Annotated in this window: 25 protein-coding genes; 10 read left to right on the top strand and 15 right to left on the bottom strand. The window is 61.1% G+C overall.

Annotated features, from left to right (window positions below):
* The first annotated feature begins 16 nt into the window (after window positions 1-16).
* The 3 genes from KZO34_RS10815 to KZO34_RS10805 all read left to right on the top strand — a co-directional run bounded on the left by KZO34_RS10815 (window position 17) and on the right by KZO34_RS10805 (window position 2,890).
* Window positions 17-1,741, top strand: a complete 1,725-nt coding sequence (locus KZO34_RS10815) for a potassium/proton antiporter (RefSeq protein ID WP_219476349.1) — start codon at window positions 17-19, stop codon at window positions 1,739-1,741.
* Window positions 1,742-1,849: 108 nt separating this feature from the next.
* Entirely contained in the window at window positions 1,850-2,407 is a 558-nt protein-coding gene (locus KZO34_RS10810; protein ID WP_219476348.1) for a L,D-transpeptidase family protein, read from the top strand.
* A gap of 204 nt (window positions 2,408-2,611) precedes the next feature.
* A complete protein-coding gene (locus KZO34_RS10805; protein WP_219476347.1) occupies window positions 2,612-2,890 on the top strand; it encodes an Lpp/OprI family alanine-zipper lipoprotein in 279 nt (92 codons plus the stop codon).
* 60 nt (window positions 2,891-2,950) lie between these two features.
* On the opposite strand, the gene KZO34_RS10800 is transcribed toward KZO34_RS10805, so the two are convergent.
* The 8 genes from KZO34_RS10800 to KZO34_RS10765 all read right to left on the bottom strand — a co-directional run bounded on the left by KZO34_RS10800 (window position 2,951) and on the right by KZO34_RS10765 (window position 11,253).
* Entirely contained in the window at window positions 2,951-3,736 is a 786-nt protein-coding gene (locus KZO34_RS10800) for a slipin family protein (RefSeq protein ID WP_219476346.1), read from the bottom strand.
* 39 nt (window positions 3,737-3,775) lie between these two features.
* Window positions 3,776-5,227, bottom strand: coding sequence for an NfeD family protein (locus KZO34_RS10795; protein WP_219476345.1), 1,452 nt, complete (start codon window positions 5,225-5,227; stop codon window positions 3,776-3,778).
* Window positions 5,228-5,254: 27 nt separating this feature from the next.
* The gene (locus tag KZO34_RS10790) at window positions 5,255-6,007 is read right to left on the bottom strand and encodes an SDR family oxidoreductase (RefSeq protein WP_219476344.1); all 753 of its coding nucleotides are present in this window, start codon (window positions 6,005-6,007) and stop codon (window positions 5,255-5,257) included.
* A 50-nt stretch (window positions 6,008-6,057) separates the two neighbouring features.
* Window positions 6,058-7,125: a L,D-transpeptidase family protein gene (locus KZO34_RS10785; RefSeq protein WP_219476342.1), complete on the bottom strand. Its 1,068-nt coding sequence runs from the start codon at window positions 7,123-7,125 to the stop codon at window positions 6,058-6,060.
* A 55-nt stretch (window positions 7,126-7,180) separates the two neighbouring features.
* The gene (locus KZO34_RS10780) at window positions 7,181-7,750 is read right to left on the bottom strand and encodes a TMEM165/GDT1 family protein (protein ID WP_219476341.1); all 570 of its coding nucleotides are present in this window, start codon (window positions 7,748-7,750) and stop codon (window positions 7,181-7,183) included.
* Window positions 7,751-7,979: 229 nt separating this feature from the next.
* A complete protein-coding gene (locus KZO34_RS10775; RefSeq protein WP_219476340.1) occupies window positions 7,980-9,371 on the bottom strand; it encodes a DHA2 family efflux MFS transporter permease subunit in 1,392 nt (463 codons plus the stop codon).
* A gap of 3 nt (window positions 9,372-9,374) precedes the next feature.
* Window positions 9,375-9,800 carry a MarR family transcriptional regulator gene (locus tag KZO34_RS10770; RefSeq protein WP_219476339.1) on the bottom strand — a complete coding sequence of 142 codons (426 nt, stop codon included), beginning with the start codon at window positions 9,798-9,800 and terminating at the stop codon, window positions 9,375-9,377.
* Between the two features lie 166 nt (window positions 9,801-9,966).
* Window positions 9,967-11,253: an MFS transporter gene (locus KZO34_RS10765; protein WP_219476338.1), complete on the bottom strand. Its 1,287-nt coding sequence runs from the start codon at window positions 11,251-11,253 to the stop codon at window positions 9,967-9,969.
* 277 nt (window positions 11,254-11,530) lie between these two features.
* On the opposite strand from KZO34_RS10765, the gene KZO34_RS10760 reads away from it, so the two are divergent.
* The 4 genes from KZO34_RS10760 to KZO34_RS10745 all read left to right on the top strand — a co-directional run bounded on the left by KZO34_RS10760 (window position 11,531) and on the right by KZO34_RS10745 (window position 16,450).
* Complete coding sequence (locus KZO34_RS10760; protein ID WP_219476337.1) at window positions 11,531-12,433, top strand: helix-turn-helix transcriptional regulator; 903 nt, start codon at window positions 11,531-11,533, stop codon at window positions 12,431-12,433.
* A 9-nt stretch (window positions 12,434-12,442) separates the two neighbouring features.
* Window positions 12,443-14,206: an ExeM/NucH family extracellular endonuclease gene (locus KZO34_RS10755; protein ID WP_308318799.1), complete on the top strand. Its 1,764-nt coding sequence runs from the start codon at window positions 12,443-12,445 to the stop codon at window positions 14,204-14,206.
* Between the two features lie 107 nt (window positions 14,207-14,313).
* Window positions 14,314-15,201: an alpha/beta fold hydrolase gene (locus KZO34_RS10750; protein ID WP_219476336.1), complete on the top strand. Its 888-nt coding sequence runs from the start codon at window positions 14,314-14,316 to the stop codon at window positions 15,199-15,201.
* Between the two features lie 178 nt (window positions 15,202-15,379).
* Complete coding sequence (locus tag KZO34_RS10745) at window positions 15,380-16,450, top strand: AraC family transcriptional regulator (protein ID WP_219476335.1); 1,071 nt, start codon at window positions 15,380-15,382, stop codon at window positions 16,448-16,450.
* On the opposite strand, the gene queE is transcribed toward KZO34_RS10745, so the two are convergent.
* Window positions 16,451-17,107, bottom strand: a complete 657-nt coding sequence (gene queE, locus KZO34_RS10740; protein ID WP_219476334.1) for a 7-carboxy-7-deazaguanine synthase — start codon at window positions 17,105-17,107, stop codon at window positions 16,451-16,453. It abuts the gene before it with no gap.
* Window positions 17,107-17,772 (bottom strand): 7-cyano-7-deazaguanine synthase QueC, encoded by a 666-nt coding sequence (gene queC, locus KZO34_RS10735; RefSeq protein ID WP_219476333.1) that lies wholly within the window; start codon window positions 17,770-17,772, stop codon window positions 17,107-17,109. The genes queE and queC overlap by 1 nt, the downstream gene beginning before the upstream one ends.
* A gap of 185 nt (window positions 17,773-17,957) precedes the next feature.
* Here queC and KZO34_RS10730 point away from each other — a divergent pair, with 185 nt between their 5' ends.
* Entirely contained in the window at window positions 17,958-18,467 is a 510-nt protein-coding gene (locus KZO34_RS10730) for a 3'-5' exonuclease (protein WP_219476332.1), read from the top strand.
* Here KZO34_RS10730 and KZO34_RS10725 read toward each other — a convergent pair.
* On the bottom strand, window positions 18,439-18,678 hold the full coding sequence (locus KZO34_RS10725) for a hypothetical protein (RefSeq protein ID WP_219476331.1): 240 nt from the start codon (window positions 18,676-18,678) through the stop codon (window positions 18,439-18,441). The two genes, KZO34_RS10730 and KZO34_RS10725, sit on opposite strands and share 29 nt — an antisense overlap.
* A 547-nt stretch (window positions 18,679-19,225) precedes the next feature.
* Between KZO34_RS10725 and KZO34_RS10720 the strand changes: the two genes are divergently transcribed.
* Window positions 19,226-19,498, top strand: coding sequence for a hypothetical protein (locus tag KZO34_RS10720; protein ID WP_219476329.1), 273 nt, complete (start codon window positions 19,226-19,228; stop codon window positions 19,496-19,498).
* 44 nt (window positions 19,499-19,542) lie between these two features.
* Here the strand turns inward: KZO34_RS10720 and KZO34_RS10715 are convergent, their stop codons facing one another.
* Genes KZO34_RS10715 through KZO34_RS10705 form a run of 3 tightly spaced genes read right to left on the bottom strand, consistent with a single transcriptional unit; the run spans window position 19,543 to window position 24,127 of the window.
* On the bottom strand, window positions 19,543-19,956 hold the full coding sequence (locus KZO34_RS10715; protein WP_219476327.1) for a response regulator: 414 nt from the start codon (window positions 19,954-19,956) through the stop codon (window positions 19,543-19,545).
* Window positions 19,957-20,004: 48 nt separating this feature from the next.
* On the bottom strand, window positions 20,005-20,559 hold the full coding sequence (locus KZO34_RS10710; protein ID WP_219476326.1) for a hypothetical protein: 555 nt from the start codon (window positions 20,557-20,559) through the stop codon (window positions 20,005-20,007).
* A 34-nt stretch (window positions 20,560-20,593) separates the two neighbouring features.
* Complete coding sequence (locus KZO34_RS10705) at window positions 20,594-24,127, bottom strand: response regulator (protein ID WP_374706521.1); 3,534 nt, start codon at window positions 24,125-24,127, stop codon at window positions 20,594-20,596.
* A 128-nt stretch (window positions 24,128-24,255) separates the two neighbouring features.
* Here KZO34_RS10705 and KZO34_RS10700 point away from each other — a divergent pair, with 128 nt between their 5' ends.
* On the top strand, window positions 24,256-25,332 hold the full coding sequence (locus tag KZO34_RS10700; protein WP_219476324.1) for a hypothetical protein: 1,077 nt from the start codon (window positions 24,256-24,258) through the stop codon (window positions 25,330-25,332).
* On the opposite strand, the gene KZO34_RS10695 is transcribed toward KZO34_RS10700, so the two are convergent.
* On the bottom strand, window positions 25,326-25,577 hold the full coding sequence (locus KZO34_RS10695) for a hypothetical protein (protein WP_219476323.1): 252 nt from the start codon (window positions 25,575-25,577) through the stop codon (window positions 25,326-25,328). The genes KZO34_RS10700 and KZO34_RS10695 overlap by 7 nt on opposite strands.
* Window positions 25,578-25,585 lie beyond the last annotated feature (8 nt).

Below are 25,585 nucleotides of genomic sequence, written 5' to 3'. Positions count from 1 at the left end.
TCTGTCTGGAGCAATAATGGATCCCATCCTCACCCTGCTTGGAGCCCTGATGCTGGTGATCAGCATCCTGCTCAGCCCCTTGTCGAGCCGGGTGGGCATGCCGGTACTGCTGATTTTCCTGGTGGTCGGCATGATGATGGGTGAGGACGGGCCCGGCGGCATTGAGTTCGACAATTTTGAACTGGCCTTCCTCATCGCCAACCTGGCCCTTGGCGTCATCCTGCTGGATGGCGGCATGCGTACCCGGGCCGAAACGTTCCGGGTCGGGCTGCGACCGGCCCTGGTGCTGGCCACCCTGGGGGTGTTCATGACCGCCGCGGGAGCTGCCGTGGTTGCCCGCTGGGTCTTTGACCTGGAATGGCTGACGGCCCTGCTGGTCGGCGCGATCATCTCCTCCACCGACGCCGCCGCGGTGTTTTCCCTGCTTCAGGGCCGGGGCCTGCACCTGAACGAGCGGGTCAGTGCCACCCTGGAGATTGAATCCGGCAGCAACGATCCGATGGCGATCTTTCTGACCCTGATGCTGGTCACCCTGATCGACAGCGGCGGCGCGGACGGCATCGGGGCAGCCCTGCTGATGCTGATCAAACAATTCGGAATCGGCGGACTGGCCGGTGTGCTGGGCGGCTACGCCGTGGTCGAACTGGCCAACCGGATACGGCTCACGCCCTCGCTTTACCCCCTGCTGGTGGCCGCCGCCGGGATTTCCGTGTTTGCGGCCACCAATGCCTTGGGCGGCAGCGGGTTTCTGGCGATTTACCTGACCGGGGTGGTCATAGGCAACCGGCACGTCCGGATGATGCCGATGATCCTGCAGGTCCACGATGGCCTCGCCTGGCTGGCCCAACTGTGCCTGTTCCTGATGCTCGGCCTGCTGGTAACCCCCTCCGACCTGTTGCCTCTGCTGGGCAGTGGTCTGATCCTGGCACTGGCGCTGATCTTCGTTATCCGGCCACTGACCGTCGTGCTCACCCTCTGGCCCTTCGCCTTCAACCGGCGGGAACTGGGATTCATCAGCTGGGTCGGTTTGCGCGGCGCGGTACCGATTGTGCTCGCCCTGTTCCCGATCATGGCCAACCTGCCGCAAGCCCAGCTGGTCTTTCATGCCGCCTTCTTCATCGTGCTGGTATCACTGCTGGTGCAGGGCACCACTATGGCACCTCTGGCCCGCAAGCTCCGGCTGGAGGTGCCGGCAGGCGAAGATCCCTATCGCCGACTGCCCCTGGACGCCCCCGGTGCCGGCGACCATGAACTCATGCTGTTCCCGCTGCGGGGCGAAACCTGGGAAACCCCGCGCCGGCTGAGTCAGCTCCGGTTTCCGGAAAATACCGCGGTGGCCGGGGTGTTCCGAAACCGGGTATGCCTGCAACCGAAAGGCGACCTGGAAGTGGCCAGCGGCGACACCGTCGCCATGTTTGCCACCCCCAATGTTCTGCCCGAGCTGAGCAAGGCACTCAGTGGGCGCCATGCGCCCAAGTACCTTGCAGAACGGGCCTTTTTCGGCGACTTTGTGCTTAACGGCGATGCCCTTCTGGGCGATGTCGAGCAGGTTTACGGCATTGAATTCGACGACCTCCCGCCGGAGCTGTCCCTGGCCGAGTGCTTTGCCAAACGCACCAAGGGCCACCCGGTGGTTGGCGATACGGTGATTCTTGGTCCGGTCACGCTGGTCGCCCGAGCAACCAGCTCCGATCAGGTCACCAAGGTCGGCCTGAAGATGGACAGTTCACAAAATGGTTGATCAGGAAAAGAGATAACCAAAAAAGTTAACAAAAGCCCTCAACACTGAATCGGCAGGCTATGCTATAAACGTGCCTGAATGAAGATTAACCATTGGTAAGATAAGATCATGTTCACCCGCTATCTCATTGCCGTACTGCTGGCAGGGTTCATATTGACTCCGGTTTCCGGAACCGCCAGCGAGCTGTTGGCCCGGGCCGACACCCGCATGCCTGAAGCCGAACCGTTTCAGGCCGACGCTCTGAGCATCGACAAGGTTCTGGTGCGCAAGAGCGAGCGCCGACTCTACCTGATGAACGATGAACAGGTCGTGAAAAGCTACCGAATTTCCCTGGGCGACAACCCCACCGGGCACAAGCTTTACGAAGGTGACGAACGCACACCGGAAGGGGAGTACACCCTCGACTGGCGCAACGCCGGCAGCGACTTCTACAAATCCATTCACATCTCGTATCCCAGCGACCGGGACCGTGAACTTGCCCGCGCCTGGGGACTCAATCCCGGTGGCAGCATCATGATTCACGGGCTGCCCAATGACGCCGCTGATATGGCTTTTGCCTACCAGGGACTCGACTGGACCGACGGCTGTATTGCCGTGACCAACGAGGAAATGGACGAAATCTGGCAATTGGTCTCAAACGGAACGCCCATTCGAATCGTTCCCTGAACATCCCCTGACAGACGCATTAAGTTGTTGTCATAAGCCGGGAAAATATACGTATCCGTAGTTAACATTTTGTCTCAGAGTGTTTTACACTGTTTAACGACTCCGGTAGTCAACGCCTATCGGGCCGGTTTGACAGGAAGTCGTCCATGTACTGAACTGACTTCCGGATCACAGGAAAAAACTCGACCAATAAGGGGATTTACAATGCGTAAACTGACGATCGCTGGGTTTGCACTTGCTACTGCCATGACCGCAGGTTGTGCTTCTAACCAAGCCGCCGTGGATGAGGCGAATGCAACTGCCAATTCTGCAGAGCAGACTGCAGAAAATGCACTGAACACCGCTAACAGTGCTGCAAGCTCTGCACGCACTGCCCAGCAGACCGCCGAAGAAGCTCTGGCCGCTGCCAAGGCTGCTCAGAAGTCTGCTGACGAGGCAAACGAGCGTGCCAAGCGTATGCTTGAGCGTTCCAGCATGAAATAAGGCTCAGCTTACGCTGACGCTGAAAAGGCCGGGAAACCCGGCCTTTTTTGTGCCTGACTGTTACTCGCTGGCGTTTCCGCCCTCGGGTTTCCCCGCCGGCTTTTCCATGAACGTTTTGACCAGATCCAGCGGCAAGGGAAAGACCACCGTCGACGAGTTGGTGCTGCTCATATCCGCCAGGGTTTGCAAGTACCGAAGCTGCATGGCGCCAGAGTTGGCCGACATCACATTGGCCGCCTCCACCAGTTTTTTCGACGCCTGCAATTCCCCTTCGGCGTGGATGACTTTGGCCCGCCGCTCGCGCTCCGCTTCGGCCTGACGGGCAATTGCGCGTATCATCGATTCATTCAGGTCCACGTGCTTGATCTCCACGTTGGCCACCTTGATGCCCCACTCTTCGGTCTGGGCATCAATGATTTCCTGAATGTCCGAATTCAGCTTGTCCCGCTCCGAGAGCATCTCATCCAGATCGTGCTTACCAAGCACCGAGCGCAGTGTGGTCTGTGCCAGTTGGCTGGTGGCCGAGTTGAAATCCTCGACCCGGATGATGGCCCGTTCCGGGTCCACCACCCGGAAGTAGAGTACCGCGTTGACCCGGACCGTAACGTTGTCTTTCGAAATCACGTCCTGGCTGGGGACGTCCAGAACAACGACCCGCAGGTCCACCCGAACGATCTGCTGGATACCGGGGATGACGATGATCAGGCCCGGGCCTTTCACGCCCTGGAAACGGCCCAGGAAAAACACGACCCCGCGCTGGTATTCGGGCAGAATCTTGATCGCCGAGCCGAGAATCAGCAGCAGGACTACCGTGGGTGCAAGGTAGGGAATCAGTTCGCCAATCATACGGCCTCCTTGTTTTGCCGTTGCCTTGTCTGCGCCGGGTCAGCTGTTCTGGCTAGTGACCTCGACGGTTACCGTCAATCCTTCCATCGCCGTCACGCGCACCTGATCACCTTCGCTGACCGGTTGCGCACAGACGGCGTTCCAACGCTCACCATTGAGGCGCACATGGCCCCGGAAATGGTCGTGCTCCTCGATAAAATCGTCCAGCGCAGGCCCCTCTTCGTGGGCCATCTGTTCGCTACCACTGACCGGCCCTTTACGCCTGAGACCAATAAATCGGGTGACCGTCCACAGAATGAATCCCGCGGCAACGATGGCGGTTCCGCCAATGGTCGGCAGGGAGATGTCACGATGACTACCGTCCATCAGGATCACCGAGCCGGTGACAAACGCCACGATCCCTCCCACACCCAGGATGCCGAAACTGGGCATGAACGCCTCCCCGACGATAAACGCCAGGCCGAGCAGGATGAGAGCCAGCCCGGCGTAATTGACGGACAGCACCTGGAAGGCAAACAGGGCAAGAATCAGACTGATGGCACCGATAACGCCAGGAACCACCGCCCCCGGATTGGCCAACTCGAAGATGATGCCGTAGAACCCAATGATCATCAGGAAATAGGCCACGTTGGGGTCGGTGATGACGGAAAGCAGCCGGGTGCGCCAGTCCGGTTGGGAGCGAACCAGCTCCAATGGCGCCGTTTTCAGGGTCTTGTCTGCGCCCGCCATGCGTACGGTGCGGCCATCAATCTGGCGGAGCAGGTCGCCAAGATTGGGCGCGACCACATCGATCACGTTTTTCTCAAGGGCTTCCTTGGCACCAAGATTCACAGCTTCGCGCACCGCCTCCTCGGCCCAGTCGGCGTTGCGACCATGGCGGTCCGCCAGACCCCGGATGTAGCTGACTGCATCCTCCAGGACTTTCCGCTCCATGGCGGTATTGCCACGACGCTTCCCGTCACCACCCTGATCGCCAGCGTCGGGCTCATCCCCCGCGTCCTCACTGTCCGGTGGCGCCTGTTCCGGCTCAGATCCGGGCAGCCCGCCCATCTGGACCGGGGTTGCCGACCCCAGGTTGGTAGCCGGGGCCATGGCGGCAATATGACTGGCGTAAAGGATATAGGTGCCCGCACTGGCGGCGCGCGCACCGTGGGGCGAGACGTAGGTTACTACCGGTACATCGGAGGCAAGGATCACCTTGATGATGTCCCGCATCGAGTCCATCAGGCCGCCGGGGGTATCCATCTCCAGCACCACCAGACCGGCACCCTCCGACTCCGCCCTCCGGATGCCCCGGGTGACGTAGTCCATGGTGGCAGGGCCGATTGCGCCTTCAATCGTCAGCACCAGCGCAGTATCCGACGGTTTCGGCTGAGCCAGAACCTGGTGGGCCAAAGACCCCAGCGCCAGCAGGACTCCGGCCAGAAAAACACCCCCCCAGACCCTGATCCGGTGGGCGCGGACTGAGTTCGCGGGTTGGTCTGCCTGCATTACGCCTCCCCGGATCCTGACGAAGGTTCAGAACATTTTGGCCAGTACCGACACCGGCAAACGCCGTAGCAGGAATCCAATCGGAGTCCAGGGCCAGCGCGGCACGTAACACTCGTTTTTGCCGGACTCAATGGCTTTCACCATCGCCTTGCAGCCGGTCTCGGCATCCACACGGAAGGGTGCGTTCTTCACGCTCTCGTTAATGGCGGTGCGAATGTACCCTGGATACAGTGTAGTCACACGAATCGGAGATTTCGCCTTTGCCAGTTCGACACGCAAGCCCTCCGAAAGTGCCGCAAGGCCTACCTTGGTCGCCGCGTAGGTGGTGATACTGGAGGGCATGCCGCGCACGGCTGACACGGACGATACAGTGACCAGGTGACCATGATTCTGCTCGCGAAAGATCGCCATGGCCGCTTCCATCTGCGCCAACGCGGAGACAAAGTTGGTTTCGGCGGTCTGCCGGTTGGCCTCGAAGTTACCGGTACCCAGTGCCTGCCCCTTGCCGATACCGGCGTTGACGATAATCCGGTCCAGCGTGCCGAACTCCTCCTGGAAAGCGCGGAACACCTCGAACACCTGCTCGTGATTGTCGACGTCCAATGCCCGGATACTGACACGAACGGCGGGGATCTGTCGCTGGAGCTCCGCTCTCAGGGCTTCCAGCCTTTCGGTGCGCCGCGCGCACAGGGCGAGCTGGTAGCCCCGGGCGGCAAATTCCCGGGCCATGCCTTCACCCAGACCGGAACTGGCACCGGTAATCAGAATGGTGCGACTCATGGACTCTCCTTGGTTATGGTTATTATCAGGTGAGCCGGTCTTTGGCCGGATCAGAAGTAGAGTTTCTGTTCCTGCTCACCGCCCGTTTCCGGTGTTTTATCCTCAACGGTTTCGTCTGCGGCCATGCGGGTAATCCGCTCGCCGATCATGGTAGGAATGCCATCCGCCTGATCCACCGCAATTTCAATGGCACGGCGCTGCATCTCGACGCCCGGGTGCTTTTTCTGGAAGGCCTCGACCTCCGCGAACACCTGCTGCCACAGCTTCTCCCGGTCTTCTTGCGGATAGTCATCATCCGGGCGATGCACTTCCAGCCATACTTCGCCCCCAGACAGCCCGATTTTCACTGGATCCCGGACAACCTGAACCGGAGTGCCCTTCTCCACCTGATAGACAAAACGGGAGATGTCCTCGTTATACATGCGGAAGCAACCGTGGCTGACGGCCATACCGACACCGAACTTCTTGTTGGTGCCGTGAATCAGGTAGCCCTTCTCGCTCAACAGCAGGGCGTGGGTGCCCAGGGGGTTGGACGGACCGGGCGGAATCATCCGGGGCAGAAAATCACCGCTGCGCTCATACTCGGCGCGAATGCTCGCCGGTGGGTACCAGGCCGGTGACTCCAGCGGCATGGTGACCTTGGCATCGGTCAGTGGCGACGGATTTTCCTCGGTTCCCACACCAACCGGGTATACCTGCACGCCATTGTCGGTGAAGTAGTACAGACGGTACTCGGCCAGATTGATCACGATACCCTCACGCCGGGCGTCCGGCATCACATACTGTCGGGGCAAGGTAATCGTGGTGCCCTCACCGGGCAACCAGGGATCGACACCGGGGTTGGCCTTGACCAGTTCCAGATGGCCCATGGCAATCCGGTTACCAATGGCGGCAAAGGTGTCCTCGTAACGGGTCGTGAACACATCCAGCTCGCCGGCCAGATCGCCCTTTAACGGGAACGTGGGCACCCGCGGTGTGCGATCCGGTGTCCCTTCGACTTCGGAACCACTGGCCTGAGCCTTGGCATCCTGGCCGGTTTTGCTGTCCTCCGCGGCCCACAAAGGCGACGTGACCATCACAGCGGCCAGCAGAAAAAAGCTTACAAGTCTGAACGACATAGAGTTTCTATCCAAAAAAGTCTTATCTATCCGCGTACAGTGACAGCCGCCAGCTTCAGGAGTTCATGAAGGTGGCTGTCACGGTCACAATGGCCAGCACCACAAACAGGATGCTCGCGCCGATCCTCGCCGTGGCCAGGGGAAGCCTCTCCATCAGCCAGCGCCCTGCCATGATAACCGGTATGTTGGCAATCAACATCCCCACCGTCGTCCCCAGGATAACCCAGAGGGTCTCGGTGAATCGCGCCGCCAGGACTACCGTGGCTATCTGAGTCTTGTCACCGATCTCGGCGAGGAAAAACATGACGGTGGTGGCCAGGAAGGCCCCCATGCCCAGAAATCGGGAGTCTTCGCTGTCGTCCTTGTCCGGTATCAGAAGCCAGGCGGCAATGGCGACAAAGCTCACCGCCAGAATCCAGGGCAACCAGGCCTCGGGAATAAATCCGGCAATCCACGCGCCAAGCCAGGCCGACAGGGCATGATTGAGGACGGTCGCAACGAAAATGCCGAGAATGATCGGCAGACGTTGACCGTAGCGGACAACGAGGAACAGAGACAGTAACTGGGTCTTGTCACCAATTTCAGCAATGGCGACCGCCGCAGTCGAGGCAAGAAAGGCTTCCATAAAACAACTCCAGGGCGGATCATCAGACATGAGACAGCCCACCTTCCGCCCTACGGAGGTGGTCTGCCCCAGGTCTTGCCAATTCCACCGGTACCCGGGTGAAACACGATAGCCACGGAGATTGAGCTCCAAGTATGTTGACTACCGTCCGACCGGCACTGTGTGACCGGCCCGGAGGCTACTCCCCTGAAGGAAGCCGTATCTTAGTCAATCATCGCGGCCTGGGCAACTAGGCCCGCATTTTCCAGACCGGAATGGCCGCCACCGCGACAAACGCGGCGACCAGCCACCAGGCGGAATGAAACGCTGCAATCGTGGGCATGCCGCCACTGTGTTCCCCGAATTCGATCGTCAGGGCAACCATGTTAACGCCGAAGGCACCGCCAAGCTGGCGGGTAAAATTGATGGTGCTGGAGCCGGCTCCGAGCTCCTCGGGAGCCAGGGGATTCAGGGCACCGGTGGACAGCGCCGGCAGCATGAACCCGATACCAATGCGACCGAGAATCGTCCACAGCGCCAGCCAGCCGAACCCCAGTGACAGATCCGAGAGCGCAAATAACGCTGCGGAACAGGCGAACAGGGTGATACCGAAGATCACCAGCTTGCGGGCACTCTGTTTGTCCGCCAGCCGCCCGGCCAGTGGAAAGGTCAGCCCGAGCACCACACCGGCCGGCAACATCAGCAGACCCGCTTCGGTGGCGGTAAAGTTGAGAGCGGTCTGGACGAACAAGGGCACCAGGTAGGTCGACCCGAACAAGGCCAAACCCAGCGCCATGGCCCCAAGATTGGCGAACAGGAACACCGGCTTGCGCAGCAACGCCACGTTCACCAGCGGGTGCCGGGTGCGGCGCTCGCGCATCACGAACAGGCCAAGCGCCAACACGGCCAGCAGGCCACCGATGACCACCCGGGATTCCTGACCCGAAAGCTCCTGCAACCGGTTCAAGGTGTCCAGCGACAACGCCAGGGTTGTGCCCAGCAGCACCAGACCGGGCAGGTCGAAGCGATAGGGTGCAGGCCGCGATGGCGGCAGGGGCAGGAAACGCCAGGCCATGAAGACGCCGATCAGGGTGACCGGTGCCGGTGCAAACATGACGTAGCGCCAGCTCAACTGGTCGACGAGAAATCCGCCGAGCACCGGGCCCAAGGCTGGGGCGAGAATGACACCCATGCCATAGATACCCATGGCCTGACCCCGTTTCTCACGGGGAAAGATCCGGAACACCAGATACATCCCCATCGGCTGCATCAATCCGGCCATGGCGCCCTGGCCGACCCGGGCGGCAATCAGCTGGTCCGGAGACACTGCAAAGCCACCGGCAATGGAGATCACGGTGAACATGAACATGGCACCGGCCAGGGTCTTGCGCACCCCGAAATGATCCAGCAGCCAGGACGACGCCAGCATGGTGGTGGTCATGGCAGCGATGAACCCCGTCGCCAGCCAGTGCACCTGGCCCTGCCGGATACCGAACTCCAGCATGATGTCGTGCAGGGCGACGTTCACCACCGTGGCACTGAGCACCGTGGCCATGGTGCCAAGCATCACCGTGGCCACGGCCAGCCAGCGCCAGCGTTCCCCGTAACGGGCCCTCAGGCCCTCGACAGTGTTGTCGCTCAAGGCTTACTTCTGCTTTTCGGCGTTTTCCAGGATCTTGTGGAATACCCGGACGGTGCATTCGATATCGTCATCGCTGATGCCCTCCAGCATCTGCTCCCGCAGCTTCTCCGCCCGCTCCGACAAGTCGTCCATGAAGGCGCGGCCAGCACTGGTCAGGTGCAGTCGGCGGGCCCGGCGATCGTTGGGGCAGGGCCGGCGTTCAATCAGCCCCTGTTGCTCCAGGCTGTCCAGCAGCCGGACCAGGGTCGGATTTTCAATCGCCATCAAGCTGGCGAGCTCCCGCTGGGTCAATCCTTCACCGCCCTTGTCCAGATACACCATGGTGCTCCAACGGGCCTGGGTTACGCCCAGATCCTTCAGGCGCTCGTCGAGCATTTTTCTCCAGCGACGGGTAACGCGGGCCACCGCAAAGGGGAACTGATCTCTCATGCCTCAAACTCCGTTCAAAAGGACTCGCCGGTGCTGGACCAAATCCACAGGACCGGCAAACCGACTTCATGCTTACATTATCGGATAGGTAACAATAGTATGCTAACCATTGCGATAAATACAGATGTGAAAACAAAATCAGCCTCGGGGAAAACCGAGAGTAGCGTCAGCCAGCCTGACGCTGGTCCTCGAACACCATCTCCTCAACCTCCGGAGACTCATGAAACTCCGAGTTGCGCGGATCCAGTTCGGCCATGACCGGCGAGGTTTCCGGCATTGCGGGCACATAGTGCTCCTGCTCCTGGACCGGAATGTCGACGGTATGGCTGATTCGATAGCTGGTGATCAGGGCCAGCACCATCAGGAAACCGGCGTTACCGAAGAACAGACCCGCCGGGCCCAGCAGGTTGATCAGTTCGGCCATGGCAATCGGGCCAATCACGCTGCCAACACCGTAGCTAAGCAGCAGGGTAGCGCTGGCAGCCACAAGCCGGCTGCTTTCCATACGGTCATTGGTGATCGCCACCGCCACCGGATACAGGGTGGCGGACAGGCCGGTGAACAGGCCCACGAACAGGGTCAGCAGCCAGGGATTGGTTGCCCCGAGGACGGCCACGGCACCCGCGGAGCCCGCGGCCATCAGCGCAATCCAGAACATCACCCGGCGCCGGTCAAAGTGGTCACACAGGCGCCCCAGCGGCCATGCCATGACCATCGCAGCGACGATGGCACTGGCCATGAAGGTCGAGGTTCTGGCCACATCCAGTCCCACCAGGGTCGCGTACACCGGACCCAGGGCGTAAAAACCACCAATCATCACGCCACAGATCAGGGCACCGGCGACTCCGGTGAAGGATTCCCGGCCCAGGGTGAAAATCGAGATTCGGTGCACCTGCTCAATAACGGGTGCTTCCATCTTGGTCAGCAACAGGGGCAACAAAGCCAGGGTCAGCAGAATGGCCGCCAGAGAAAACGGCATGAAGTTGGCCGGATCGCCGACATTGACGATCAGCTGGCCGCCCGCGGCCGACAGGTAGAATACGATCTGGTAGACCGCGAACAGGGCGCCGCGATTGGCATTGGTGGCCCGACTGGAGAACCAGCTTTCGATCACCACCAGGACGCCGGCGATGCTGAAGCCGGAAATGACGCGGAGCACGGCCCAGAACAGTTCGGACACGGCCATGGGATACAGCAGGGCTGCAACCGCCGACACCGCAGCAAACACCGCAAAGGCACGGATATGGCCAACCCGGCCAATGACTTTGTGAACGTACAGGGTACCCAGGACAAACCCGATGGAGTAGCACACCAGAATCCAGCCGATGATATCCGGTGATATCGCCTCGATACTCAGGCGGATACCCAGCAAGGTCATCAGGAACGCATTGCCGCTGACCAGCAGCACGATGCTCAGGATCAAGGCAGACAGGGAAGCAACCATACGGGTCATTACAGCGGACTCCGGGTGTGACGAGAAACGTTCGCAAGGGGTGGGGGAAAAGGTAGCATCAAGATCCGGAATTGGCCGGCGACGTATTAGATCAGCAGGGAACCCTGGTAACCACTAGGCACTTCCCGAAACCTGCCGAATGACCTGTCGATGATGGCTGTAAGGCCGTCACCGCGCGGTTTGACAGCGTTGTACATTAATGGGTCGTAACAGACCACAGTTGTCAGAGCAGGTAACATGGACGCCAGCTATTCATTGGACCCGTGAGCGACTGGTTATGAAAAAAACGGACTGGCCCATCCGCTGGGATTTGCTGCTTCGCTATCGACTGATCGAAACCATTGCCCTGTGGGAAGGTCGCCTGACCACCAACCACATCTGTTACAGCTTTGGCATCGGTCGACAGCAGGCGTCCAAGGACATCAACACCTATCTGCGGGAACTGGCGCCGGGCAACCTGGTGTACGATCGCCACCTCAAGGGCTATGTTCCGTCGAAAGTCTTTCGTCCGGTGGTGACTCGCGGGCAGGTCAGCGAATACCTGGATCTGCTGGCGCGCCAGCAGAATCTGAGCAGCACTTTCGAGTCACTCAACATCAACCTGCCCGAGAGTACTGTGGTGCAGGGACCCAACCGGGTCATTTCGCCGGAAACCATGCGGGCCGTGGTGCTTGCCACCCGTCATGGACGCCAGCTGCGGGCCAGCTACGTATCCCTGAGCCGGCCGGAAGCGGTAGAGAGCATTCTCGAGCCCCACACTCTGGTTTGCACCGGCAACAGCTGGCATCTGAGGGCCTGGTGCGAGTCCAACCGGGAATTCCGGGATTTCGCCCTTAGCCGTTTCCACCGGCCGCCGGAGGCACTGCGCCAGCGGGCCAAGCACGGCCGGCAACAGGACAGCGACTGGAACCGGGAAGTGACCATGGTGCTGACTCCCGACCGGCGTCTTACCGAGGCCCAGCAACGGATCATTGCCCAGGATTACGGCATGGACCATGGCCGGCTCGAGATAGAGACCCGGGCCGCCCTGGCGCCATATATGCTGTCCCGTCTCGGCATCACCCTCGACAACCAGCACCCGGACCCGCTCGTTCAGCAGCTGGAATTGGCCAACCCGGACCAGCTCGGTTTTGGCAGCAAACGGGAACGGGCACTGAAAGCCGTGGCCGGGCTCTGCTAGACTGCCGGAGTGATCGACAGCACCCGCAACCTTCTCTCCTGTTCACTGCTGACGCTGCTGGCCCTGCCCATGGCAGGAGCGGCGGCCTCGTCCTGTGGCCAGTCCGCTACACCCATTGCCAGGATCCAGGGCAGCGGCCATCAATCGCCGATGGCCGGACAGACCGTCACTGTCGAAGGCATTGTCACCCGGGACGCCCGCGGGCCGGGCGGCTTTCAAGGCATCTACCTGCAGCAGGCCGACCACCAGACCGATAACGATCCACGTACCTCCGAGGCGCTGTTCGTCTATACCCAGCGCTCAGCCGGCACACCGGGCGAGCGCCTGCGGGTAACCGGCCAGGTCAAGGAGTACCACGGGCTGACCGAGCTGGTTGGTATCCAGACGATGACCGTCTGCGGCCGGGAAGCACTGCCGGAACCCGCCCCTGTCTGGCTGCCATGGTCGGCACCGCCCGAATCGCTGGAAAACATGCGGGTGCGGTTTGAACAGCCACTGACGGTCATCGACAGCTACAATCTCAGCCTTTATGGCGAACTGACCCTGGCGCCGACCGACCAGATCAGGGCCACGGAGTACCTGGCACCGGGAACCGCCGCCCTGAAGGCTTCCGAGCGAAACCGGAACCGGCGCATAGTGCTGGATGATGGCCGCCGGCAAAGGGATCCACGCCCGCTGCCCTGGCCGCCGGGGGGCTTGTCCCCGGCACAGACGGTGCGCGCCGGAGACCGGGTGAGCGGACTCATCGGCACCCTGGATTTTCGCTTCGGTGACTGGCGACTCCAGCCGGAATCGACTCCGGTGTTTGCGCCTGCCAACCCAAGGCAGCCGCCGCCCTCGCGACCAACCGAACCCCACATCCGCCTGCTGACCATGAACCTGGCCAACTACTTCAATGGCAATGGCCAGGGACTGGACTTCCCAACGACCCGCGGTGCCAGGACCCAGCTCCAGTACCGGGACCAGCACGAACGGCTGGTGGCGGCCCTGCAGGCGCCGGATCCGGACATCCTGGCCCTCTCCGAGATGGAAAACGACGGCTACGGACCGGAGAGTTCGGTGGCCGACCTGGCCCGTGCCCTGGGACCGGCCTGGCGAGTGGTCGCAACCCCCGACGCCGATGGCTCGGACGAGATCCGAACCACGCTGCTCTACCGGGAGGACCGTATCGACACCGTCGGCATCCCGACCCGCCTGACCAGCGGCCCGTTCCAGCACCGTGGCAGGCCGCCCCTCAGCCAGACCTTCCGGCCCCGGCAGGGCGGCGCGGCGGTCCGGATCGTAACCGTGCACCTGAAATCCAAGTCCTGCCGGAATGCCGTCGGGGCCGATCGGGCCCAGAACGATGGCGAGGGCTGCTACACCCGCCGCCGGGTCCACGCCGCCGAGGCAGTTCTCGACTGGCTGCCTTCGCTGTCCGCGCCACCGGATCTGGCGGGGACAGTGATTACCGGCGACCTGAATGCCTATGCCCGGGAGACGCCCCTGGACGTCTTTCGTGAGGCCGGCTTCACCAGCATGGTGCATCACCTCCAGCCCTGCACACCCGAGTCCTGCCGCCACTACACCTACCGTTACAAGGGTGAGAAAGGCTCGCTCGACTACGCTCTGGCGTCCGATTCGCTCAAGCCTCGTATCCTGACCGCCGCAACCTGGCTGCTCAATGCGGACGAGCCCCGGGCACTGGACTACCGGGGACCAGTGGAAGCGGCGCAAACCTCGCCCTGGCGCTCATCGGACCACAACCCGGTGATTACCGACATCCGGCACTGACCGGTTTTGCCTCGCCGCCGCCAGCCCCCGGCTTGCAGGCCAACGCGCTGGCGTCCGGTGGCGGTAAACTGAGCTGACATCTTTCAGCCAGCGTGGTCAGTACCCCCATGAGAATCCCTACCCCAAACCTATGGCCTGCAGCCCGAACCGGACAGCGCCTGCTGTTGCAGGCCCGGCGCCGTGAAACCCGGCTGGACAACCACCGGCTGGTGTATCTGGAACGTGGCAGGCCCGGTCCCGACCAGCCCACCGTGGTACTGATCCACGGCTTCGCCGCCATGAAAGAGAACTGGGGGTTCTGGCTGCAACGCCTGCCCCGGCACTGGCACCTGCTGGTCCCAGACCTGCCCGGTCTGGGCGAAAGCGAGTATCGGACAGAGGCCAGTTACAGCTACGAGTCCCAGGCACGGCGCCTGCGCGACTGGCTGGACGGCTTTCCGACCCGCAATATTCATCTGGCCGGCAGCTCCATGGGCGGCGCCATTGCCGCGATCCTCGCCCACAAACTGGAGCCGGCACCGCGGTCCGTAACCTTGCTCAACAGCGCCGGTATCCCGGAACATCCCGACGTTGATCCGGATGCCCCCTTCGAATCGGATCGGGACAGCCTGCTGATTCCCCGGGACTGGAAAGGCGTATACCGCATGTTCAACAGCATCGGCAGTGGCCGGCCCACGGTATCCGGCATGGCCATGACCGGCCTGCTGGGACCCGATCTGCTGCAACGTACAGACGCCCTGCACCATATTTTCGGTGACATGCTGGCGGACGCCCTCGCACCCGTGCGCTACCTGGGCGAATCGACGCCCCCCCTGCAAGTGCAGTGGGGCGACCGGGACGTCATCACACCCACCCGTTGCGTGAACTGGTTTGCGACCGCGACACCGCATGCTGAAGTTCACATTTTCCGAGGCGTCGGCCACCTGCCCATGCTGGAAAACCCGGGACGTTCAGCGGCGGTTCTGCAGGACTTTGTCCAGCGCCACAACCAGTAATGCCAGGGCTCGAGGCTCTTTTACCGGGAGTGGGAGCATAATGGCCAGATGGGCCAATTGGCCCATCTGGCCATTGCACCCGTCATTCGAGTCATGGGGGCAGACTCGCTGACCGGTCATAATCAAATTTGATCAGTATCCCTTACATAACAAGAACAGAAGCAAACAAGGAAACCCCATGCGCGCCTCAGTCTCAACTGCACAGGACCTGGGCATGCCGGCCATCTATCTGCACCTGCTGGCCGAACTGCTGCATACCATTGGTGTCGATGAACGGGGCCTTCTGCTCCGGGTCGGCCTGGACCCGCACCGGCTGAATGCCACCGACCTCCGGGTGAGTCAAGCCCAGGCCAGCGAATTCGTGACCCGGGCCATCATCGAAAGCGGCGAACCGGGGCTGGGTATCATGCTGGCTCGGGAGCTGAAAATGCCGCTGCATGGGGCCCTGGGCACCGCCGTTATGAGCAGTCGTACGCTGGAAGAAGCCCTGGAGCTGATGACCCGCTACCTGACCCTGCGTGCGCCGCACCTGCACGTCACCAAACGACGTGGCGGCAGCAACGCCTGGTACACGGTCACCTGCGATATGGATCTGGGTCCACTGCAGGGCTTCATCATGGATGCCATGCTGTTCGGTTGCATTTTCATGGGGGCGCAACTGACCGGCGCCATTGTGGAAGGCTCCCGAGTCCTGCGCCGGGGTCCCGAGCCCGCTTACTTCCACCGCTTCCGGCAGCTGCTGCCGGTACCGGTGGAGTACGGCGCAACGGAAGATGCACTGGTGATTCCGGTCTCACAGCTGGATCTGCCGATCCGCTTCAGCGATGACCAGCTCGCGGCGTCCTCCCGGAGCCAGTGTGAGGAGGCCCTGCGGCAATTGACGGAAGATGCGGGGTTTGCCTGCCGGGTCCGCCGGGTAATCGAAACCAGTCACCCGTTCCCACCGAAACTGGCACGGGTGGCAGCCACCCTGTTCGTGTCCGAACGCACGCTCAAACGCCGACTGCAGGAGGAAAATGCCAGTTTCCAGGCCCTGGTGGACCGGGTGCGGCTGGAACGGGCCGGGGAACTCTTGACCAACACCGGGATGAATCTGAGTCAGATTGCCGACGCTCTCGGCTACGCCGATGCGGCCAACTTCACCCGTGCCTTCAAACGCTGGACCGGAACCAGCCCAAGCCAGTATCGCAACAATGCACGGCGTCCACCGGGGACATCGGTGACAGCCGTGCTGACCGCCACGGTATGATCAGTCGATTCCGATGATTTTGTGCATCTGCAGGGTCAGACGCCACTCGGGGTGAGCAAGACAGTAGTCGGTGGCCTTGCGGGTGTTGCTCTGCTTGACCGGATCTTGTCCGTTCTCGGGGGCCGCCGGGGACGCCATCGGTGAGAGAAAATAATGGTCGGCACGGATGTGTCGGAAACGCTCGGGCATCGCCAACGGTTGCGGATACACCAGCTTGAGTTCGTCGCAGGTTTCCACCACGACGGGCGCATCGGCCTTGGGGCTGACACACAACCAGTCAATCCCCGCCGGGGCCGGAAGCGTGCCGTTGGTCTCTACCCCCACCTCGAATCCCGTACGGTGAAAGGCCTCAATCAAAGGTCCGTCCAGCTGCAGCAGTGGTTCGCCCCCGGTACAAACGACGTAGGGTCGTCCTGGCGCATCCGGCCACAGACGGCGGATGTGCTCGGCCAGAGCCTCCGGCGTTTCAAAACGGCCGCCGTTCTGGCCATCGGTACCGACGAAATCGGTGTCACAGAAATTACAGACTGCGGTCGCCCGGTCCTTTTCCCGGCCGGTCCACAGGTTGCATTTGCTGAACCGACAGAACACCGCCGCCCGCCCGGCCTGGGCGCCTTCGCCCTGAAGCGTGTAAAAGGCTTCCTTTACCCGGTACATCAGGCACGCACCTCGTATTCCAGCGGATCCGTCACGCCGTTGGCGGCAAACGCTTCAAGGCGCTCGACGCAGGAACCGCAACGACCGCAGGCCCGGTCCCGGCCGTTGTAGCAGGTCCAGGTCTGACTGTAATCCAGCCCGAGTTGCAGGCCCTCGGCCAGAATACGGCCCTTGTCCATGGACATGAATGGCGCCTCGATCCCCACCGGCTCGTAATTCGCGACCCGGCACACCGCGTCCATCTTCTCCACGAATTCCGGTCGGCAATCCGGATAGATGGCGTGGTCACCTCCGTGCGCGCCATACCAGACGGCGCCGGCGCCCACCGTCACCGCATAACCGGTAGCGAGGGACAACAAGATCATGTTGCGGTTAGGCACCACCGTGGCCTTCATGCTGTCCTCTTCGTAGTGGCCTTCGGGCACTTCAATTCCGGAGGTCAGGGCCGAGCCGGACATCACCTCGCTCATGGCCCGGATATCAATCACCTTGTGGGGAATACCCAGAGACTGGCAGACGGAAGCCGCGCACTCCAGCTCCCGGACATGACGCTGGCCATAATTGAAGGACAGTGCATGAACCTGATAGCCGCGTTCGCGAGCCAGGTGCAGCAGGGTGTAGGAGTCCATGCCTCCGGAATAGATTACAACCACGGTATCAGTCATTCGGAATCCCCATATGGTGTCTTGCGGCCCGGGCTGGTTTACTCGCGCCCCCGTGACAGATGGCTGTCATCGGGCTTTTACAATGAATGGACATATTGTAACAGTGCACGCACAGGTTGGGTTCGCGTCCCGGGACCGGGGCGGGTAAACTCAGCGAAAAACAACACATCGACTACACTGAGCCAATGACCACTGACATCCGCCCGGCATTCATCGATTTTGAAGCCTCGAGCCTCGACCTGATTGCGAGCTACCCGATCGAGGTAGGCATCTGCATGCCGGATGGTACGCTGCACAGCTGGCTCATTGCACCCCATGTTCTGTGGCAGGACTGGTCCGAGAGCGCCGAGCGCATCCACGGGATTTCACGCACGACACTGGAAGCAGAAGGCTCTTCCGTGCGGGAAGTGGCGCTCCATCTGAACGAGTTACTGCCGGGGCAGGTTTTCTGCGATGCCTGGACCTTCGACAGCTTCTGGCTCCACCGGCTGTTCCGCGCGGCCAGGGTGCGCCCGGACTTTCAGCTGGAATCCATTTCGGTGCTGCTCGACACGCCCCAGGTCCGGGAATGGTCGGGTGTTCGTCAGCAGGTGATCACTGAACTGGGATTACCGGTGCACAGGGCCGCCAACGATGCCCTTATCCTTCATAAAACCTGGGAAAAGATCAGGCCCCGGAGCGGCGAGACCGCATAGCAATCACTTCCAGCCCGTCCCGCAAGGTATTCAGCGTCCAGTAAGTGACCAGGGCCATCAGGCCTGCGCCGGCGACAGTAAAGACGAGATTTTCGCCCACCGCCTGGTTCTGCGCGATCAGCATGTAGAAGGCCAGAACGGCAATCAGGGCGGCTTCAACGAAAATGTGGAAACGGAATTTGTTGCGTACAGATCCGGCTTTGTCGGCCATTTGCTTGGGTTTCAACCTCTGTGTCTGGTGACATCAACGATAAGTTAGTGTGCAAATTATCGTCAAAATGCCGCCGGAGATCTGTACGAAGTAGTGGCTACGAGCTTTCCACTACCGCAAAAAAAACGCAGCCCAAGGGGCTGCGTAGAAAGGAGAGATCCATGAGGCTTCTGGCGCGGCAGAAGCCATGGATTGCACAACGTAAAAACACGTGACAAGAGAAATTATGCGCATTCCAGACAGAGCCGTCTGTACGGGTTTGCCGAAGCGCTCCTGCGCTTGCAAAGCGCCAGCCAACCGATACACTGATGCCGGAACCGAACCAAGAAAGAGCCGTTATGACCGGAATAATTTCACAGTCCCGATTGAGCACCGCCCAAGATTGCCGAGTTACGCAATCTGCGCGCGCCATGGTGAAAGATATCTAACGGCTTTCGGTCAGTCCCGGGAGCCATTGCAGCGACCGGGTCAGCTTCTCCGCCAAACCCCGGTTGCCTAGGCTCCGGGGTTTTTGTTTTTGCAGCCGCAAAACGACAAGGAGAACATCATGAAAAGACATCCGACTACACGCGCAGCGAACCAGCCCCTAGCCGGTCGCCAGGGCCCTCTCAAGCGCCCCGAAAAGCTGCCGCTGCTGGATGCAATCTGCAAAAAACTGAATCAGCGCGTCAATCTGGATGACGAGCAGCGGGTGCTTGGCCTCTACGAGCGTGGCTGGATCTTCAAAGGTGTATTGGGCAACCTGGATGGCGCCGAGGCCCGCTATGTCCGTGCCCTGGCAACCCGTTACAACTCCTGGATCGCGCGCCAGGTTGCCTGACGCCCCTCCTTGATTCCGGCACTGCCGGACAGGGCCTCAACCGGTCAATGGCGCCGGTTCAGGCCCTGCATCATGGCCATATCACCACCATGGACCATGGCATAGTTGTTCACCACGTCGTGGATCTTTTCCTGGGAATAGGGTTTGACGACATAGCCGTTGGCACCGGTACTGATCGCCCGCTGAATGCTGTCGATGGAGTCGTCCGCCGTCACCAGAACAATGTGCTGCTCCGCACGGACCTTCTTGAACGCCTGCATCAGTTCATGACCATCACCATCCGGCAGCCCCAGGTCCAGCAGGATAATCTGGTACTCCTGATCCGCAAACGCAGCCCGCGCTGACGCCGCATCCACACATTCGAACACCTGAGTCGCACCGGCCCGGTAAAGCATCTCGACCAGTCTCTCCCTCATGACCGGCTCGTCTTCCACCACCAGAACCCTGAGGTCACTCATTGATTGTCTCCTGTCATGCTCGTGTCTCCGGTCATTATCGCAGTACCCTCACAGGGAATCATTACCGGTTCGCCTGGGCAGATCCAATGGCGCCGGACGCGGCGCCTTAGGCCGTTCAGCGTCAGACGTGCTGTCGCCGGAGCCAGCTTCGGATGTCGGCTCTTCAGCACCGGCCCGAACCAGGATGTTGCTGATGCTCACCGCCGTCGAATACAGGGAAATGGCAATGATCAGCAGAATCGGCTGAACGAAGGCCACAAACCCGGGAACCTCGGCACTCCCCATGATGCTCAGCATGAGGATAATCGACGGCCCCAGCACCAGGAACAGGGTCAGGGCAATGAAAAAAACAATCCGCTCCTTGTAACGACCCAGATCCCGATTGGTCACCAGCCCCAGTACGAACTTGCCGATCGCCAGACCGGCGAGAATGGCCGCGGCAATGCTCAGATCCGGACGCATCAGGGTTTCATAGAGCCGGCCCTCCCAGAGCCGCTGCATACCAATCACCAGAAACGGGAACAGCACGAACAGGATATCGGCGTAAGTCCCGTACATCATGCTGAGGGTGTACTGCTCATTGCGGGGTTGGCTGTCAGTCATTGGCCTGTTCCTGTCGTTATTCTTATGGTCACGATCATGTCGAGGTCGCTGCCGCGGTGCGCGCGCGATCTATCATGTCATTGAGGGTATCGAGTTCGCCGCGAACCCGATCCCAGTCCGGGCTATCGGTCTTCAGCAGCGCCTCCAGCGAGCCCGCCTGCCGGGTCATCGCCGGGTATCCCATGGCGCCCGCGGTGCCCTTGATCTGATGCGCCTCGGATTTCAGGGATTCGGTATCTCTTTCCGACCAGGCCACCGCCATTCGTTCCCGGCGCCCCTCAAGGCTGTCCAGGAACTGCGGCACCAGGCGTTCAATTTCGTCATCCTCGTCATCGTCCGGCCGGCTACCGGCCCGTCGCGGCAGAAAACGATCCAGCAACGCCTGCAGGTGGGGCTGGTCGATTGGTTTGTCCAGCACACCGTCACAGCCGGCCTCGAGGAGGGCATCGGTTTCCTTCTGATCGCCGGCGGTAAAGGCGATGATCGGCCGCCGAAAACCGGTCTGGCGCAGCAAGCGGGTAGCGTCGACCCCGTCCATGCCGGGCATGTGACTGTCCATCAGCACCAGCTGGACGGTTTCGGACAGAGCGCGGCGCACCGCATCCTCGCCACTGGCAACGGACAGCACCTCCAGCCCCTGTCGGCCCAGCATCCGCTCCACCAGACGGCGGTTGTCGTCATTGTCCTCCGCCACCAGAATCCGGCCACTGAACGACCGGTCCGGGCCATTGCCCTGGTCGGCCTCAACCGTCAGGTAACGCGCAAGCATCTCGTAAAATCGCTGCTTGTCGATGGGCTTGGCCAGGTGCTCGTTGCAGCCCGCCAGCCGGTAGTCGGCAATGTCCTCGGACATGACGTTGGCGGTCAGTGCGATCACCGGGGTGTTAACGCCGGCTTCCCGCAGTGCCGCGGTCGCATCCCGGCCGTTCATGACCGGCATCTGGATATCCATCAGGATCAGATCAAAGGTATCGCGCAGCGCCAGATCCAGAGCTTCCGCACCGTTGCCAACGTGGATCAGTTCGGCGCCCGTCCGGGACACCAGCAGCGACACCAGGCGTCGGTTGGTCTCGTTGTCTTCCGCACACAGGATACGCCCGCTCAGACGCGGCGCCACCACCATCGGAATGGCGCGCCGGCGCTGACTCAGTTCGGAGGCATCCCGCAGAAAATGGACATTCGCCAGTGACCCGGTGCGGATCGACAGCTCGAATTCACTGCCTTCGCCATAGGTGCTGTTAACGTGGATGCTGCCACCCAGCATTTCGGCGAGCCGGCGAGAGATACTCAGCCCCAGGCCGGTGCCACCGTACTGGCGGGAGATGGCGGCACTGCCCTGGGCAAACGGATCAAACAGCCGCCCCAGCTGCTCCGGCTTCATGCCGATGCCGGTGTCGACGACCCGGGCGATCAGCTTTTCCTGCTCACGGTCACAGCGAATCACCAGGGAGATCGAGCCCTTTTCGGTGAATTTAAGCGCGTTTCCACAAAGATTAATGATGATCTGCCGGAACCGGGTCGGATCGGTGAGCACCTGTTCGGGCAGCGGGTATTCACAGATGATGCTGAAATCCAGCCCTTTTTCCCGGGCCCGAGGGGCGAAGAAGGCCCGAATCTCGTCCAGCAGTTCCGGCAGATTGACCGACACCACATCCACGTCGAGCTTGTTGGCGTCGATCTTGGAGTGATCGAGTATGTCGTTGACCAGATCCAGCAGGTGGCGCCCGCTCCGGACCACCGTTTCGGCGCTGCTGTGTTTTTCCTGTTCGTTCAGATCCGGATCCAGCAGGGTCTCGCCATAGCCGATAATGGCCGCCAGCGGCGTCCGGATCTCGTGGCTCATGTTCGCCAGGAACTGGCTCTTGGCCTCGGCCGAGTTGCGGGCCAACTCCTTTTCCAGCCGTTCCTGCTCCCGTTCACGCTCAATGCGCTGGCGCTGGTGGCTTTCGGTAGCGTCGATGCAGGTGCCTTCCAGGTGGGCCGGCTCGCCGTCGGCATCGTACACGGTGTGCAGCGAGATGTTGGCCCAGCGATCCTCGCCGTCGCGGGTTCGGTAGCGGGCTTCAATGCCCTTGACCGTCCCCCGCGCCTCCAGCTGCTGGACCACCAGGCGCCGAAGTCGGTCATCGGCAATGCAGGTCTCCAGGACATCCGGATTGCGTTGCAGCAGCTCCCGGCTGCTGTTATAGCCCATCAGCTCTGCCATCGCCGGGTTGGCGGTGATAAAACGACGGTCCGGTGACATCTGGAACACCCCCTCGATGGCGTTATCGAACAGGGACTGGTAGCGCTGCAGGTTTGACAGTGCCCGCTGGCTCCAGCCCAGCGCCTCACCCTGGACCTGCTTGATCCGGTCCGCCAGGGCAAAGGAGAACAGGATGATCTGCAAGGTCAGTCCGATTTGCGGCGAATAGTTGGTCAGTGTATTCAGCGGCAGGAAGCCCATCACCGTCAGGGCATACACCCCGAATCCAACCAGTGCCAGAGTCCAGGCGAAGAAGTAAGCCCGGGCGGCCGGGTTGTAATAGCGCCAGGACAGATAACTGACCACAATCAGCACCAGGCTGAGCACCACCGAGCCGATGACAATCCACTCCATGGCAACGTGGTACGGCAGGAACAGGGACAACACAAAGGTTGTCACCACCGCGTACAGGCAAAGCCGGAGTACCTGGTCAAGGTCCGCCGAACGCTCCCGGGTTTCGAGCAGGTGGCGGGCCATCAGCAAGCCCCAGAACCAGGTCATGATGATCTGGAAATGAAGGTATTCCTTGTTGAACAGGGCCGGCCGGCTGTCCAGCAACTGGATGCCGTGCACCTGCTCGGTGACGATAAAGATGGCCGCACAGACCAGATAAAGCACGTAGTAGATGTTACTCCGCTCACGGACCGACACCGCAACGAACAGGTTGTAGGCGAGTATCGCCACGACGGCCCCGAGCAGAATGCCTCGCACCACCTCGTCAACGGATACTTTTTCAATGTAACTGTCGGGGTGCCAAAGGCTGATCGGCAGGCGGAAGGTGTTGGTGTTGGTGATCCGCAGATACACCGTATTCACGGCCTCTGGTGCCAGCGACAGCCGAAAGGTCGGGTTCGGAACCGCAAGGTCCCGATCGGCCCAGTTGTCCAGGTAGCCGGTGCGGCTTTGCTGGACCAGCTCTCCGCCGCGGACCAGATACAGCCGTACGTCGTCCACCAGCGGCAGTGCCAGTTCTAGGATCCAGTCGGTATCGCTTGCGGTTCCGCGCGTGCGTATATCAAACCGGGTCCAGTAGGCTGACTCGGTGTAACCAAAATTGAGCACACCGCCCTCATGGCGGGTAAAGGCGTTGAGCCCGCGATCCTTGACCTCATTGAAGGTCAGCTGCTGATCCGGGTCTTCCAGGTACCAGATGCAATTGCCCAGATCCCGGACACTGCCGATGCCACTACTGAGGACCAGGTCGCCCTCGCGACAGGCTTCCTGGGCTCCGGCCGCCGCCGGCACCAAAGCCGTCAGAACAAGCAGCAGGGCAAGCAGGGAGCGAGCCACTGCGGTAGATGCCGGATGATTCCGTTGCCGCAAAATGTGATCTCCGCGAGGGTAGATGCCTATATTATCGTTTATTGTCAGCATTCGAACCGGGGCCAACGGCCCCGCGGGTAATCACTTTAGCCCTTTACCAACCGTCGCGCACCCCAGAGCCGTTCTAAATGAGACATTTCTGCACGTTCACCGCCATTGCCTTCGCCACCGTGACACTGGTTGGCTGCGGCCCCGAGGATTCCGGACCGACCGCGTTTAACCCGGCAACCGATGTCGATCTGACCTTCTCGACGTTCGATCTGGAGGACAGCGAGCAGGCGCCGGACAACATTGACCACACCCGGTTTGACGACATCTATCGGGGGCTTGAACCCACGGACAGCGACGGCTCGGAGAGTGCCGAATCGGCTGCGGAAATACGGGCCCACATTGACGTGTTCATCCAGGCAACGGCGGCAGACGACGGCAAAAGCTATATCCGGGTACGAAACCCGGCCGACCTGATGAATCAGGTGATTGCCTCGGGCCAGGTCGCCAACTTCCAGGAAGGTCGGAGATACATGGTGCAACGGGCGACCGACGGCGCTGCCGGCACCTACAACACCCGGGAGAACCAGGCCGATATCCGCTTCACCGATCAGGAAGCCGTTCTTGCCGGTCTTGCCTTGAACGACCGCGTATGGATATACCCAACGCTCGACTGGCGCTATGTGCCCAGCGCGACGAACGACAGTGACGCCGAAGGCAAGGTCTATCGCTCGATTCAGTACGTCAGCCGCAGTGTCGACCCGGAGGACCGGGACGCCCAGCCGGAACTCATCAGCGCACTCACCGGTAGCCGGTTCAGTGGCACGAGTTTTACCGCAGCTGGTTACAATCAGCCGGAATACGCGACGGCCGACTATCTGAGCCGGTCCTTCGGCAGTCTCGAACTCCGACAGGACTTCATTGCAGACAAAACGGATACGCTGTTTATCAAGAGCCCGGACCAACAGGTCATTGATCTCAGCCGGCACGACAGTTCCCAGTCACCCGAGGCCACTCCGGATTGCTTGCGGGTGGAACTCGACTATGCCATGCAGGTTCTGAGAATTTTCAGTTCGGATGGCGAACCGGCGACCGTCCCGGCGCCGACGGAAGAAGACCCATCCAACACCGAAAACAACCCGGATTACTGCAGTTACCAGGAGCCGGCCGAGGCCAAGGCAACCTGGTCAACGGAGGCCATTCCAGAGCGTCAGTAGAACCGGTCTTCTTTCAGGTTCCAGGTCTGGAGGAAGCCTTTCTTGCGGTCAATCATCCGCTCATAGGTGGAGATCATGATGGCAGCGTGGGGGGCTTTGGTCAGGCGCAGGGTTTCAATGCGCCGTTCAAGACGCTCCACTTCGGAGCTCACCTGCTGGTGCACGTGGTCACGAACGCTGTCGTGGTGATCAAGCTTGACCGTTCGCTCGGATCGCTCGGCGCAGATGTGAGGGGGCTTATCCATTCGGCTTC

The sequence above is a fragment of the Marinobacter sp. F4206 genome (assembly GCF_019392195.1).
Lineage (GTDB): Bacteria > Pseudomonadota > Gammaproteobacteria > Pseudomonadales > Oleiphilaceae > Marinobacter.
Note: the sequence above shows the minus strand (reverse complement) of the source record. Positions and strands in the feature narration are given on the sequence as shown.